Raw genomic sequence first — 13,098 nt, forward strand, 5'->3', positions numbered from 1 at the left:
CGCTGGTCGACGAGGTCTGGGGCGACCAGCCGCCCCGCGCGCCGATGAACGCCCTGCACACACAGGTCTCGCGATTGCGGGCGCTGCTGCCCGACGGCGCGTTGGAGATCGGCCCCGCCGGCTACCGGTTGACCCTGCCCGCCGACAGTGTCGACCTGACCGCGGCCGCCGTCCTGGTCCGTCGCGCCGAAGACCTCCTCGCGACCGGCGAGACCACCGCCGGCCTGGCCACGATCGCCGCCGCCCGCGCCCTGTGGCGCGGCGAACCGGGCGCCGACCTGCCCGAATCCGGCCCGGCCGACGACCTGCGGACCGCCGCCGACCAGCTGCGCCGCGACCTCGATCGCGCCGAGCTGACCGCGCACACCCAGCGCGGTGACTTTCCCGCCGCCATCCCGCTGGCCGCCGCCGACGCGGCCGCCCACCCCCTCGACGAGCCCGCCCACACCACCCTCATCCGCCTGCTCGCCGCCGCGGGACGCACCAGCGACGCCCTCGAAATCTTCGCCGCCTACCGCCTGCGGCTGATCGAGGAACTCGGCGCCGACCCCGGTCCGACCCTGGTCGCGCTCAATACCGCCGTGTTGCGTGGCGATCCGATCGAGCTTCCGGGCGCCAGCCGTCGCCGCACCGAGCGGGGCCCGGATCACGCGGACGCCTCGACCGACACCTCCGAACGCGCGGTCGCCGGTTCACCACCGGCGAATCGGAGCGCGAACGGGGACGACCGCGCGACGGTCGGCGCCGCGATCACCGACGACCCCGCAGCGCGGACGAGGACCCCGGGCGCGACCGAGCCGCCGAGCCGGGACGGGTGGTCGGCGGCGAACAGCGGCTGGGACACACCCGCGGTCGGACAACCCGGCGGCGCGGGCGCCCCGGACCGATCCAACGGCCAACCGCGCACCCTCCCGCCCACCTCCCTCGGCCTGCGCGCCGCCCCCAACGAACTACTCGGTCGCGCGGCCGATCTCGACGCGATCACCGATCTGGTGCGCCGGTCGCGGGTGACGACCGTGCTCGGGCCCGGCGGTACCGGCAAGACCCGCGTGGCGAACGCGGTCGGCGAACGACTCACCGGCACCGTGCCGGTGGTGCTGGTCGAGCTGGCCCCGGTGCAGGCCGAGTCGGCGGGCCCGCAGGCCCTGGTCGACATCGAAGCGGCGATCGGGCACGTCATGGGCCTGGGTGAGGTGATGCGGGAGCCGGGCGGTCTGCGCCTGGGACGGCAGGTCGACCAGCGCGCTCGACTGCGCGACGCGCTCGCCGCCCGCCCGACCCTGCTGATCCTGGACAACTGCGAGCACGTGATCGAGGCGGTCGCCGAGGTGGTCGCCGACCTGGTCGGCAGCTGCGCCCAGCTCACCGTCCTGACCACCAGCCGCTCGCCACTGGCGATCACCGCCGAATCCGTCTATCCGCTGGCACCGTTGGCGATCGACGCGGCGGGCTCACCCGCGACGGATCTGTTCACGGCGCGAGCGCGGGCGGTGCGCCCCGACGTCCGGCTCGACCCGGAGATCGTGGCCCGGCTGTGCCGCACCCTGGACGGTCTGCCGCTGGCGATCGAGCTGGCCGCGGCCCGGGTGCGAACGATGAGCGTCGCCGAGATCGAATCCAGGCTCGAGCATCGTTTCGCCCTGCTGCGCAGCGGTGATCGGGCCGCGCCGCTGCGGCATCGCACGCTGCACGCGGTGATCGCGTGGAGCTGGAATCTGCTCGACCTCGATCAGCAGATCGTGCTGCGCAGGCTGTCGCGGTTCCCGGGCGGGTTCACCCTGTCGGCGGCCGAGGTCGTCGCGGCCGGGCCCGAGGTCGCCGAGGTCGCCGCCGCGGTCGACGGCCTGGTCGGGCAGTCGCTGCTCACCGTGCTCGACGACCCCGACGGCACCGGTATCCGCTATCGCATGCTCGAGACCGTGCGCGAGTTCGGCGCCGAGCAGATGGCCGCCGTCGACGCCGCGACCGGCGGCGCGGAAACCGCGCTGGTCCGCGATCGGATGGCCCGGTGGGCGCGGGACTTCGTGCTCGGCGCCGTCGCCGACTACACCGCTGTCGATCAGGTGCCGGTGGTGCTCGCGGTGACCGCCGAGCTCGACAACCTGGTCGCGGTCCTGCGCACGGCCACCGCGCACGCCGACGCCGACACGGTCTACACCGTGTTCCCGGTGGTCGCGACGCTGTGGGTGATGCGGGGCGCGCATCTGGAGTTCATCGGCTGGGCGGTGCGGCTGGTCGCGGTCACGCCGCCGGAGCCGGTCACCGGGGTGGCCGCCGACCTCCAGATGGTCACGCACATGCTGACCTGTCTGCACCTGATGTTCCACAACGGCGGTGACGCGCGTCCGGTCGCCCGGGCCCGGCTGCGGGCCCGCAGGCTGCTGCGCCACCCCGGGCTCGATCCGGGCCTGCGGTTGCTCGGGGGGCTGATCACGGTGCGCCCCCAGGCTTTCCGTCTGGGGCGATTGCTCGCCGACGGCGCCCATTCGCCGGAGCGCAGCGCCCGGGTGGCCGCGCTGGCCGCCCGCGCCAACTTCTGGGAGAACGCGGGCAATGTGGCGGGCTCGACCCGCGACGCGCTGCGCGCGCTGGACGAACTGGCCTCGCAGGACATCTGGGGCGCGGCGATGATGAGCCAGCATCTGGCCCAGCTGTGCGGCCAATCCGCGCGGTACGCCGAGGCGGCCACCTACTACCGGCAGGCGCTGGGGCAGATGAGCCGCCTGCGGGTCGACGACGAGATCCTGGAGGGCCGGTGCTTCCTGTCGGCCGTCCTGATCGGCGCCGGACAGCGCGAGCAGGCCCGCGCGGAGATCGACTTCGTGCTCGGCTCCGAGGATTCCGGGCTCGGCCAGGTCGACGACCCCACCATCCGCCGCAACCACCGGCTGTCGACGGTCGCGACCGCGGTGGCCGAACTGGAACTGGCCGACGGTGACATCGATGCCGGACTCCGGCACTATCGCCGGGCCCTGGATCTGCTGGGCTGGCCCGATTTCGAGCTCAGTCCCGGGCCCGGCGCGATGATGGTGTCGGCGGCGGCGGTCAGCGCCCACGTCCTGCACGACCGGGCCGCGGCGGCCGACGATCTGGTGGTTCAGATCGTCGCGACCACCGAGCGCAGACTCTCGCAGTATCTCGACCTGCCGCAGATCGGCGCGGTCGGCTGCGCGCTCGGCTCCTACCTGCTGGCGACCGATCCCGCCCGACCCGAAGGACTCGAACTGCTCACGCTCGCGGCGGCTTCGGCGGCCCGACAGGACTATCCGTCGATGGAGCTGGCCCGCCATCGCGCCCTGCACCGGGAGCGGGTGGGCGTGGACGCGCTGGCCGGGGCCGAGCGCGCGGCGGCGGGGGTGCGTCGCCTCGCCGCGGCCACCCGCATCATCGAGATCGTCGCGCACCTCGACGGATACGCCGACGGCATCCGACCCTGACGGATCGGATGCCGTTGCGGTAGTGCGGGAGTCAGGCCCGGCGCATGTAGGCGCGCACGGTCAGCGGTGCGAACACCGCGATGACCACGAGCGAACCGACCAGCGACCAGACCAGGTCACTGCTGTAGATGTTGGCGTTCATCAGGTCCCGGCAGGTGTTGACCATGTAGTACACCGGGTTGGCGTGGTTGATCGCCTGCATCCAGCCCGGCATGGTGCTCACCGGGGCGAAGGCGCCGGACATGAAGGTCAGCGGGAACATCACCATCATCGAGATGCCCTGCACGGAGGCGGCACTCTTGCCGGTGACGCCGACCAGCGCCCACACCCAGCTGATCGCGAACGAGCAGACCACGACCACCAGGCAGGCCGCGACGACACCGGCGAAGCCGCCGCCGGGCCGGTAGCCCAGGCACAGGCCGACGATGATCGTCAGCGTGGAGGCGATGCCGTAGCGCACCATATCGGCCAGCAGTGCCCCGGCCAGGGCCGAAACCCGGGCGATGGGCAGGGATTTGAAGCGGTCGAAGACGCCCTTGTCCATGTCCTCGCGCAGCTGGGTGCCGGTGACCACCGAGGTGAGCACCACCGTCTGGACGAGGATGCCGGGGATCAGCACGGGCAGGTAGTTGTCGACGCTGCCCGAGATCGCGCCGCCGAAGATGTAGGTGAACAGCGCGGTGAACAGGATCGGCTGCACCGTCACGTCGAAGAGCTGCTCGGGATTGTGCTTGATCTTGAGCAGGCCGCGATAGGCCATGGTGAACGAGGTGGAGATCGTCTCGCGCAGGCCCACCCGGTCGCTGACCTGCGTGACGTCGGTGGCGGGTACGGGAGCGGTGAGAACTGCGGTCATGCCGCGCTCCGTTCGGTGTCGTCGGATTCGTCGGCCGGGTGGCCGGTGATGGTGAGGAAGACCTCGTCGAGGGTCGGCTTGGAGACGGTGATCTCCTCGACGCCGATCTCCCAGTCGCGCAGGCGGATCAGCAGGTCGGCGGTGAGGTTCGGATCGGGCAGCGGCGCGGTGAGCCGGCCCGCCTCCGGGCTGATCTGGGCGGCGACGCCGAGGAAGTCGCCGACGATGCGCCGGGCTTCCTCGAGCTGCCCGCGATCGAGCAGCGTCAGATGCACCGAGGAGCCGCCGATGGAGGCCTTGAGCTCGTCGGCGGTGCCGTCGGCGATCACCCGGCCGTGGTCGATCACGGCGATCCGGTCGGCCAGCTGGTCGGCCTCGTCGAGGTACTGGGTGGTCAGCAGCACGGTCGCGCCCTCGGTGACCAGCCTGCGGATGGTGTCCCACATCTGCGCGCGGGTGCGCGGATCGAGGCCGGTGGTCGGTTCGTCGAGGAACAGCAGCGGCGGGGTGGAGATCAGGCTGGCCGCGAGATCCAGGCGCCTGCGCATGCCGCCGGAGAAGTTCTTGAGCGGCTTGTTCGCCGCCTCGGCGAGGTCGAACTCGGCGAGCAGCTCGACGGCGCGACGACGGGCGTCGGGCCTGCTCAGGCCGAGCAGGCGGGCGAAGATGATCAGGTTCTCGGTGGCGGAGAGCTCCTCGTCGACCGAGGCGTACTGGCCGGTGACGCCGATCAGCGAGCGGACCGCGTTGGGCCGTTCGACGACGTCGTGGCCGAAGATCCGCGCGCTGCCGCCGTCGGGACGCAGCAGCGTGGCGAGCATCTTGATGGTCGTCGTCTTGCCCGCGCCGTTCGGTCCGAGCACCCCGTAGACCGAGCCGCGCGGCACCGCCAGGCTCACCCCGTCCACGGCACGCTGCTTGCCGAACACCTTGACCAGACCGTCCGCCTCGACGGCGAGGGCTGAAGTGGGTGTGTAAGTCATGGGACCTACGGTGCCCGGCCCGCCTTGCACGGCCCTTGCGCGGCGCTGTCGACCTCCTGGCACAACCTCGAGGGGTCTACAGCGCGCCGGTCAGAGAGCCAGCAGGTGTTCGCGCAGGGCCGCGCGATCGGGCTTGCCGGGGCCGCGCAGCGGGATCTCGGTCAGCACGGCCAGCTCGCGCGGCGCGGCGATGGAATCGAGTTCGGCGACCACGTGGGCGCGGATCTCGTCCAGGGTCGGCGCGGCGCCGGGCACCGGCACGATCGCCACCGCGACCCGCTGACCCAGCCGCTCGTCGGGCAGGCCGAGCACGATGCACTCCCTGATCCCGGGATGGTTGGCCAGCACAGCCTCCACCACCTGCGGGATCACCAGCAGCCCGCCGGTCATGATCGCCTCGTCGAGGCGGCCGCTGATCGAGAGCACGCCGTCGGTGTAGGTGCCCGCGTCCTCGGTGCGGAACCAGCCGGGTTCGGCGAAGGCGGGGTGGTCGGGCAGGTTGCGGTAGCCGCGGGCGATCATCGCGCCGCCGAGCAGCACCCGGCCGTCCTCGATCCGCACCTCGGTGCCGTCGAGCGGTACGCCCTCGTAGACGCAGCCGCCGCAGGTCTCGCTCATGCCGTAGGTCCGCACGACGGTGATGCCCGCCTCGCGCGCGCGTTCGTAGACCGGCAGCGGTGTCGCCGCCCCGCCGACCAGCACGCCGTCGAGTTCGGCCAGCGCCTTGGCGGCCACCGGCGAATCCAGCGACTTGATCAGCTGCGTCGGCACCAGCGCGGTGTAGCGGCGCGGCCCGCGCATCGCGGCCACCGCGCCGGCGAGCGCCTCGGGCAGGAAACCGCCCGACACGTCCAGCACGGTCGGCTCGGTGCCCGCCAGGATGCTGCGCAGCAGCACCTGGATGCCCGCGATGTGGTGGGTCGGCAGGGCCAGCAACCAGCTGCCCGGTCCGCCGAGCCGCTCGTGGGTGGCGTTACCGCTGGCCCGCAGGGCTTCGGCGCCCAGCAGGGCGCCCTTGGGGATGCCGGTGGTGCCCGAGGTGGTCACCACCAGGGCGACATCGTCGTCGATCGGATCGCCGGGCTTGAGCGCGTCGGAGAGCCTGCGCGCCTCGCGGCGGTCGGTGGTCGGGATCGGCAGCCAGGCCGGGCCGTTGCCGTCGAGGGCCTGGCGCAGGTGGGGAAGCACTTCGCCGACACCGGAACCGGTCGGCATCTGCAGCGTCCGCAGGGTTCTGCTCACGCCACACCCTCACCGGCGCTCGGCTGTGGCCTGCGCGGTGCGCGCTCCCTCATGCCCACCACCTCCGGATACAGCTTGCTGCGCTCCCTCACGGCTTCGATCGTGTCATGCGGCGGCCGAGACCCGGCCAACGGGTCGGTTTGCCGGGAATTGGTGAGCCAAAAGGCAGGCATAGCGACTGCGATTCAGTAGATGGACAACGATTCGCACGGCGGTCCGGACGACGGCGGTCGGGCGCTTGCTCGCAGCTATCGTGCGCGGCCGGACCCGGATCGGCAACTCGGATCCGCCGCGACGACCCCTCCTTCACTCCGCCGACCAGCGCGGATCCCGCCGGATCGGATGTTCGGCAGGAACCTGTACCAGAACGATCGCGAGGCCGTCCGGGTCACGCACCCACATCTCCCACAGGCCCCATGGTTCGAGCACGGGCGCGCGCTCGATCGCAATTCCCTTCAGCGCCAACTCCGCCGCCGCGTCGGCCACATCGCGCACCTGCAGCCAGAGCGCGCCGTCGAAGCGGCCCGGATCGCCGCTGCCGCCGTGCGCGGCGACCTCGATCAACCCCTGCCCGGCGTAGAACACGGTGCCGCCCGGGTACTCCCGGGCGATCGCCAGGCCGAGGCCGTCGCGGTAGAACGCCAGCGTGGTCGCATAGTCGCTGGGCCGCACGATGATCCGGCTGTTGAGAATGTCCATGGGGCCGTCCGTTCTCAGAAGTACCAGGGGTAGGGCGCCCAGTCGGGCTTGCGCTTCTCCAGGAACGCGTCGCGGCCCTCGACCGCTTCGTCGGTCATGTACGCCATTCTGGTCGCCTCGCCCGCGAAGAGCTGCTGGCCGACCAGGCCGTCGTCGAGCAGGTTGAACGCGTACTTCAGCATGCGTTGGGCCTGCGGCGATTTGCCGTTGATGTCGGCGGTCCACTCGAGCGCGACATTCTCCAGCTCGTCGTGGTCGACGACCTTGTTCACCGCGCCCATCTGGTGCATCTCCTCGGCCGTGTACGGCCTGCCGAGGAAGAAGATCTCACGGGCGAACTTCTGCCCGACCATCTTCGCCAGGTACGCGCTGCCGTAGCCGCCGTCGAACGAGCCGACATCGGCGTCGGTCTGCTTGAACCGCGCGTGCTCGCGCGAGGCCAGCGTCAGATCGCAGACGACGTGCAGGCTGTGCCCCCCACCGGCCGCCCAGCCGTTCACCAGCGCGATGACGACCTTGGGCATGAAGCGGATCAGCCGCTGGACCTCGAGGATGTGCAGCCTGCCCGCGCGCGCGGTGTCGACGGTGTCGGCGGTCTCGCCGTCGGCGTACTGGTAACCGTTGCGGCCGCGGATGCGCTGGTCGCCGCCGGAGCAGAAGGCCCAGCCGCCGTCCTTCGGGCTCGGCCCGTTACCCGTGAGCAGCACCGCGCCGACATCCGGTGACATCCGCGCGTGATCGAGCGTGCGGTAGAGCTCGTCGACGGTGTGCGGGCGGAACGCGTTGCGCACCTCCGGCCGGTCGAACGCTACCCGCACCGTGCCCTGCTCGATATGTCGGTGGTAGGTGATGTCGGTCAGGTCCTCGAACCCGGGGACGGGCCGCCACAGCTTCGGATCGAAAGTCACGACCCTGATTATTGCCCTACCGTCCGGCGGACCGGTACGAGGTCGTAACACCGCAGCTCGAGCGGTCGCCGCATGTTTCCTGGACCCGGTGCGTATAGTTGCGGCTGCTCGTTCAACGAACCGATCCGGAGGAACCTGAAAGTGGTTGCAGCGCTGTCTGAATCCCTGCTCGACGACACCAAGCGTCCGGCTTTCCTTGCCGACGCCGTCGAGGTTCTCGACGCCGAGGTCTCGGACAAAGGTGGTGCGTCCGGCCTGGCCGTGAAGGGTGGCTACGCGGCGGTCAAGAAGATCAGCCCGACCATCGTTCCCGATGCGCTGGCATCGCTGGCGCCGAAGCTGCTCGACCAGCTCCAGCCGTACTGGGCCGAATTCACCACCTCGGGTGCGGGCACCTTCGCCGACCTGCTGACCTCGAAGTCCGACGAGGTCGCCGAGTCGCTGCTGGCCGTCACCGACGCCCGCGCCGACGCGTCGAGCCGTCCCGCCCTGCAGAAGGTGTACTCCTCGATGCGTGGCTCGGCCAAGAAGCACGTCGTCGAGGCTCTGCCGCGCGTGGCCGACCTGGTGCAGAAGCACGCGGGCTGAGTCCCATGGCGGGGTAGCCCCCGCACAGCTCGATCGTGAGGCCGGTGTGGCCCGGGTGTGAACCCGGTCCGCACCGGCCTTTCGCGTCGGCGGGTGACCACACTCACGTAACGGGGCACGGCGCGGGCGGCGCCACAGCGTTTCCCGGTCGCGGGTAAATTCCGGCCGAGCGATTGTGAGCCCCGTAACGCCGTCGGTGAACAGCGGGAAAATGAACGATGGCCGATAATTCCGGCCATGCGGTGGCGGCACCGAACGATTGACTGCTTCCGTCCTGAATCGATTACGTTCGATTTCAGGTGATTCGGAAGGCGAATTGCCGCGACGCGGAATATTGTTTTCGCGCGATTCGGTTCGAGAAGGAAGTTCGGTCCCATGATCTCTCGCAAGACCCTCGCCGCCACCGGTGCCGCCGCTGCCGCCGCCGTGATGTTCCTCGGCCCCGTCGCTGTCGCGGGTGCCGATTCCGGCTCGGCGACCGGATCCTTCAGCGGCTCGGCCGATCTGGCCAGCGGCTCCGCCGATCTGTCCTCGGGTTCGGCCGCGCTGACCACCGGTTCGGCCGCAGGCGCAGGCGTGCTCGACTCGGGCAGCTCGGCACTCGACGGCGGTACCTCCGCGCTGGTCAATGTCATCGACCTGATCACCGGTATCAACGGTCTGCTCCCGGCGCCCGCGGCTTCCTGATCTTTGCCCGGGCAAGCTTTTCCGGAATTCGGCGGCGGGTGTGAATCCGCCGCCGAATTCCGCTTTTTCGGCGTGCCCGGCGCGGAGTTGTCGAATGGCGCGCAGGTCATGACGGAAATGCTTCCGTGGGTGCCCCTATCGACCGGCCGAAACAGGTGAACATGCCGCTGCCGTCCCGGTTCCGGGGGAGTGTGCACCCGGCCGGTGATGCAGACAACGCGGGCCGGGGGCAGACGGGCGTGGTCCGGTCTGACAGTCTGGGATTGTGAATCCGTCAACTGCGCAGGCACGAGTGGTCGTCGACGAGCTCGTGCGCGGCGGCGTCCGCGAGGTCGTGCTGTGCCCCGGATCGCGTAACGCCCCACTGGCCTTCGCGCTGCAGGCGGCCGATGTCGCCGGGCAGCTGCGGCTGCACATGCGCATCGACGAGCGCACCGCCGGTTTCCTCGCGGTCGGGCTCGCGGTGTCGTCCGGGCGGCCGGTGCCGGTCGTGATGACCTCGGGCACCGCCGTCGCCAACCTCGGTCCCGCCGTGCTCGAGGCCAACTACGCCCGGGTGCCGCTGATCGTGATCAGCGCGAACCGGCCCTACGAGATGCTCGGCACCGGCGCCAATCAGACGATCGAGCAGCTCGGTCTGTTCGGCAGCCAGGTGCGGGCCACCATCAGTCTCGGACTGGCCGAAGCCGAGGCGGGGGAGTCGGCCTATCCGCGGCAGAACAGCGTGTGGCGCTCCTCGGTCTGCCGGGTGCTCGCCGCGGCGCGTGGCACCAGGTCGGGCAATGCCGGGCCGGTGCAGTTCGACATCCCCCTGCGCGAGCCGTTGGTCCCCGAGCTGTCCGACGATCCGCTGCCCGTCGGCCGCGACGGCGAACGGCCATGGACCGCCACCCAGTACGCCACCCTCGACGTGCCACTCGACATCGACCTGACGCCCGACACCGTCGTCATCTCCGGCCACGGCGCGCGGCTGCTACCCGAACTCGCCGAGCTGCCGACCGTCGCCGAGCCGACGGCGCCGATGCACGGTCCCGCGCTGCACCCGCTCGCGCTGTCGCTGCTGAAGCCGACGCAGGCGATCATCACCGGCCGCCCGACCCTGCATCGGCAGGTCTCGCGGGTGCTCGCCGACCCGAATGTCACCGTCTTCGCGCTCACCACCGGCCCGCGCTGGCCCGATGTCTCCGGCAATGTCGTCGGCACCGGCACCCGCGCGGTCACCACCGGCGCGCCGCGACCGGAGTGGCTGGCGCGCTGCGCCGACCTGAACCGGCAGGCCGAATCGGTGGTGCGCGCCGAACTGGCCACCCACCCCAAGGCCACCGGCCTGCACGTGGCCGCCGTCGTCATGGACGCGCTGCGCGAGGGCGACCAGCTGCTGCTCGGCGCGTCGAACCCGGTCCGCGACGCGGCGCTGGTCTCGCATCCGCGACCCGGCGTGCGGGTGCTGTCCAACCGCGGCGTCGCCGGGATCGACGGCACCGTCTCCGGTGCGGTCGGCGCGGCACTGGCCCATCCGGGCCGCACCATCGCGCTGATGGGTGATCTGACCTTCCTGCACGACGCGTCCGGCCTGCTGATCGGGCGCGGCGAACCACGGCCCGACAACCTCACCATCGTCGTCGCCAACGACGACGGCGGCGGCATCTTCGAGCTGCTCGAACAGGGCGATCCGCAGTACGCGGGCGTGTTCGAGCGGGTCTTCGGCACCCCGCACGGGATGGACCTGGCCGCCCTGTGCGCGGCCTATCGCATTCCGCACCGCCAGGTCGACCCGGAAGAGCTGGCCGTCGAGCTGGCGGATGACGCGCACGGCCTGCGCGTGCTCGAGGTCGCCACGGAGCGCTCCAGCCTGCGCGAACTGCACGCCACCGTGCGCACGAAGATCGCCGGCTAGCCGAGCGCCGCGGTCAGGGCTCCTCGACGAACTCGTCCTCGTAGGGGACGGGGATGGTCTGCTCGATCACGTCGGCGGGGTTCGCGGTGTCGGCGTCGCGGTCGATGTTGGCCGCCATCTCGTCGGAGTAGTCGGCGGCATCGGAGAACGCCGGGTCATCGGGATCGTCGGCGGCGAAGGCCGATTGCTCCTGTTCGATCCGATCGGCCTCGGGAACTTCGTCGAGTGGCCGGGCGGCGTCGTAGTCGATCATCGGTGCTCCTCGGTTGTCGCCTCGCACGGTGTCGCTGATCGTTGCGTCATCCAGCGTGCGCCTATCGGCGGAACTCGGCAACCCGCGCGGCGATGAGATCGCGTGGCTCATCTCGTCACTACTGGTGAACGAGTCCGCCCTCGCCCAGGAGCGTCCATGGAACCGCAGTTCGACTTCGCCCTCGCCGCCCGCACCCTCGCCGACGTCGTCGCCGGGATTCCCGACGACCTGCTCGACGCGCCGACACCGTGCGAGAACACCGCCGTGCGCCAGGTGCTCGCCCACGTCGTCGGGCTGACCGAGGCCTTCCGGCAGGCCGCCACCAAGCAGTCCCTCGGCCACTCGGTGCCGCCGAGCCTGGACAGCGCGCTGCCCGCTGATTGGCGCACCCTGATCCCCGCCCAGCTCATCGCGCTCACCGAGGCGTGGTGGGTGCCCGCGGCCTGGGACGGTGACGCCGAGGCCGGTGGGGTGGTGTTGCCCGCGGCGATCATGGCGACCGTCGCGCTCGACGAGGTGACCGTGCACGCCTGGGATCTGGCGGCCGCCACCGGGCAGTCGGTCACCGTCGACCCGGACCACTTGGCGATCCTGCTCGAATTCCTGCGCGACACCGATCCGGAGGGCACGCCAGGTCTGTTCGGTCCGGTCGTCACCGTGCCCGAAGCCGCCCCCGCTTTCGATCGTCTGCTCGGTCTCACCGGGCGCGATCCGGGCTGGCGTCCGGCGGCGATCGCGGCCGACCGGCGGGTCTGACCGTCGATCGCCTGCCTCGACGAGGTCGAGGGCGGCAGGTTCCGCACGCGTCCGATGTCGTCGAATGTCACCGCGCACTGGGCGAACTCGTCTCGGCGCGAGCGCGGTCAGCGGACGTAGGCGCCGCCGATCGTGGCGAGGGCGGCCGCCCGCGCCGACTGGTCGGCGGCGCTCTCGTCGATGGGGTCGCCGCTGGCGAGCAGGCGGTAGTACAGCGGCGCGGACACCGCCGACAGCACCGCCCGCGGGTCCGTGCCCGCAGGCGCCTCACCGCGCGCCACGGCCGCCTCGACGCAGGGCGCCCATTCGGTGAGCCGGGTGTCGTAGAAGGTGTGCAGCGCCGTGGCGGTGACCTCGTCACCGGTGGCCGCGGCGATGACGGCGCGGAACAGATTGCCCTGGCGTGGGTCGGCGAGCGTCTTCGCGACCAGTCGGGCATTGGCGATCAGGTCGTCGAGCAGGGAGCCGGTGTCGGCGCGCGGCAGCGACTGCTCGGCCATGTCCACGAGCAGGTCGGCGACCAGCCCCGCCGGTGTGCGCCAGCGCCGGTAGACCGTCGTCTTACCGACGCCCGCCGTCGCGGCGACCTCGGCCAGATCCAGGCTCACGAATCCCCGGTCGGCGATCAGATCGCCGGCGACCTGCAGTACCGACTCGCGCACCCGGGCGGTGCGTCCACCTGGGCGAACGGACCCCGGCCAGGCGATGTCGTGATTCATAACGGAACTCCAGTTTCATTTAGCGCGCAACGGGTGTACTGTCCGAAGTGTTAACGGAACTATAGACCCTTTA

At 71.1% G+C, this 13,098-nt stretch carries 12 protein-coding genes; 5 read left to right on the plus strand and 7 right to left on the minus strand.

The window, feature by feature from the left end:
* Positions 1 to 3,437 (plus strand): BTAD domain-containing putative transcriptional regulator (locus tag ATM97_RS20130; protein ID WP_218719587.1); only part of this gene is annotated, 3,437 nt, incomplete at its 5' end.
* 31 nt (positions 3,438 to 3,468) lie between these two features.
* On the opposite strand, the gene ATM97_RS20135 is transcribed toward ATM97_RS20130, so the two are convergent.
* From ATM97_RS20135 to ATM97_RS20155, 5 genes are all read right to left on the minus strand, one after another.
* Entirely contained in the window at positions 3,469 to 4,293 is an 825-nt protein-coding gene (locus ATM97_RS20135; protein ID WP_218719588.1) for an ABC transporter permease, read from the minus strand.
* A complete protein-coding gene (locus tag ATM97_RS20140) occupies positions 4,290 to 5,276 on the minus strand; it encodes an ATP-binding cassette domain-containing protein (RefSeq protein ID WP_218719589.1) in 987 nt (328 codons plus the stop codon). The genes ATM97_RS20135 and ATM97_RS20140 overlap by 4 nt, the downstream gene beginning before the upstream one ends.
* Positions 5,277 to 5,366: 90 nt before the next feature.
* Positions 5,367 to 6,491: an o-succinylbenzoate--CoA ligase gene (gene menE, locus ATM97_RS20145; RefSeq protein WP_218719683.1), complete on the minus strand. Its 1,125-nt coding sequence runs from the start codon at positions 6,489 to 6,491 to the stop codon at positions 5,367 to 5,369.
* A 333-nt stretch (positions 6,492 to 6,824) separates the two neighbouring features.
* A complete protein-coding gene (locus ATM97_RS20150; RefSeq protein ID WP_218719590.1) occupies positions 6,825 to 7,217 on the minus strand; it encodes a VOC family protein in 393 nt (130 codons plus the stop codon).
* 14 nt (positions 7,218 to 7,231) lie between these two features.
* Positions 7,232 to 8,125, minus strand: a complete 894-nt coding sequence (locus tag ATM97_RS20155) for a 1,4-dihydroxy-2-naphthoyl-CoA synthase (RefSeq protein ID WP_218719591.1) — start codon at positions 8,123 to 8,125, stop codon at positions 7,232 to 7,234.
* Between the two features lie 141 nt (positions 8,126 to 8,266).
* Here ATM97_RS20155 and ATM97_RS20160 point away from each other — a divergent pair, with 141 nt between their 5' ends.
* The 3 genes from ATM97_RS20160 (at position 8,267) to menD (ending at position 11,297) form a co-directional block, all read left to right on the plus strand.
* The gene (locus ATM97_RS20160; RefSeq protein ID WP_218719592.1) at positions 8,267 to 8,713 is read left to right on the plus strand and encodes a hypothetical protein; all 447 of its coding nucleotides are present in this window, start codon (positions 8,267 to 8,269) and stop codon (positions 8,711 to 8,713) included.
* Positions 8,714 to 9,088: 375 nt separating this feature from the next.
* Complete coding sequence (locus ATM97_RS20165; RefSeq protein WP_218719593.1) at positions 9,089 to 9,400, plus strand: hypothetical protein; 312 nt, start codon at positions 9,089 to 9,091, stop codon at positions 9,398 to 9,400.
* A 265-nt stretch (positions 9,401 to 9,665) separates the two neighbouring features.
* Positions 9,666 to 11,297, plus strand: coding sequence for a 2-succinyl-5-enolpyruvyl-6-hydroxy-3-cyclohexene-1-carboxylic-acid synthase (menD, locus tag ATM97_RS20170; RefSeq protein WP_218719594.1), 1,632 nt, complete (start codon positions 9,666 to 9,668; stop codon positions 11,295 to 11,297).
* 13 nt (positions 11,298 to 11,310) lie between these two features.
* Here menD and ATM97_RS20175 read toward each other — a convergent pair whose 3' ends face one another.
* The gene (locus tag ATM97_RS20175; protein ID WP_218719595.1) at positions 11,311 to 11,550 is read right to left on the minus strand and encodes a hypothetical protein; all 240 of its coding nucleotides are present in this window, start codon (positions 11,548 to 11,550) and stop codon (positions 11,311 to 11,313) included.
* A 156-nt stretch (positions 11,551 to 11,706) separates the two neighbouring features.
* Between ATM97_RS20175 and ATM97_RS20180 the strand changes: the two genes are divergently transcribed.
* The gene (locus ATM97_RS20180) at positions 11,707 to 12,306 is read left to right on the plus strand and encodes a TIGR03086 family metal-binding protein (RefSeq protein ID WP_218719596.1); all 600 of its coding nucleotides are present in this window, start codon (positions 11,707 to 11,709) and stop codon (positions 12,304 to 12,306) included.
* 107 nt (positions 12,307 to 12,413) lie between these two features.
* Here ATM97_RS20180 and ATM97_RS20185 read toward each other — a convergent pair whose 3' ends face one another.
* On the minus strand, positions 12,414 to 13,025 hold the full coding sequence (locus ATM97_RS20185) for a TetR/AcrR family transcriptional regulator (protein WP_218719597.1): 612 nt from the start codon (positions 13,023 to 13,025) through the stop codon (positions 12,414 to 12,416).
* Positions 13,026 to 13,098 lie beyond the last annotated feature (73 nt).

This window comes from Nocardia sp. MH4, assembly GCF_019266065.1.
GTDB classification, from domain to species: Bacteria; Actinomycetota; Actinomycetes; order Mycobacteriales; family Mycobacteriaceae; genus Nocardia; species Nocardia canadensis.

Coding starts and splice junctions, on each gene's coding strand:
- ATM97_RS20150 (WP_218719590.1), bottom strand. CDS start 7,217: ATGGACATTCTCAACAGCCGGATCATCGTGCGGCCCAGCGACTATGCG.
- ATM97_RS20175 (WP_218719595.1), bottom strand. CDS start 11,550: ATGATCGACTACGACGCCGCCCGGCCACTCGACGAAGTTCCCGAGGCC.
- ATM97_RS20180 (WP_218719596.1), top strand. CDS start 11,707: ATGGAACCGCAGTTCGACTTCGCCCTCGCCGCCCGCACCCTCGCCGAC.
- ATM97_RS20185 (WP_218719597.1), bottom strand. CDS start 13,025: ATGAATCACGACATCGCCTGGCCGGGGTCCGTTCGCCCAGGTGGACGC.
- ATM97_RS20165 (WP_218719593.1), top strand. CDS start 9,089: ATGATCTCTCGCAAGACCCTCGCCGCCACCGGTGCCGCCGCTGCCGCC.
- ATM97_RS20140 (WP_218719589.1), bottom strand. CDS start 5,276: ATGACTTACACACCCACTTCAGCCCTCGCCGTCGAGGCGGACGGTCTG.
- ATM97_RS20135 (WP_218719588.1), bottom strand. CDS start 4,293: ATGACCGCAGTTCTCACCGCTCCCGTACCCGCCACCGACGTCACGCAG.
- menE (WP_218719683.1), bottom strand. CDS start 6,491: ATGCCGACCGGTTCCGGTGTCGGCGAAGTGCTTCCCCACCTGCGCCAG.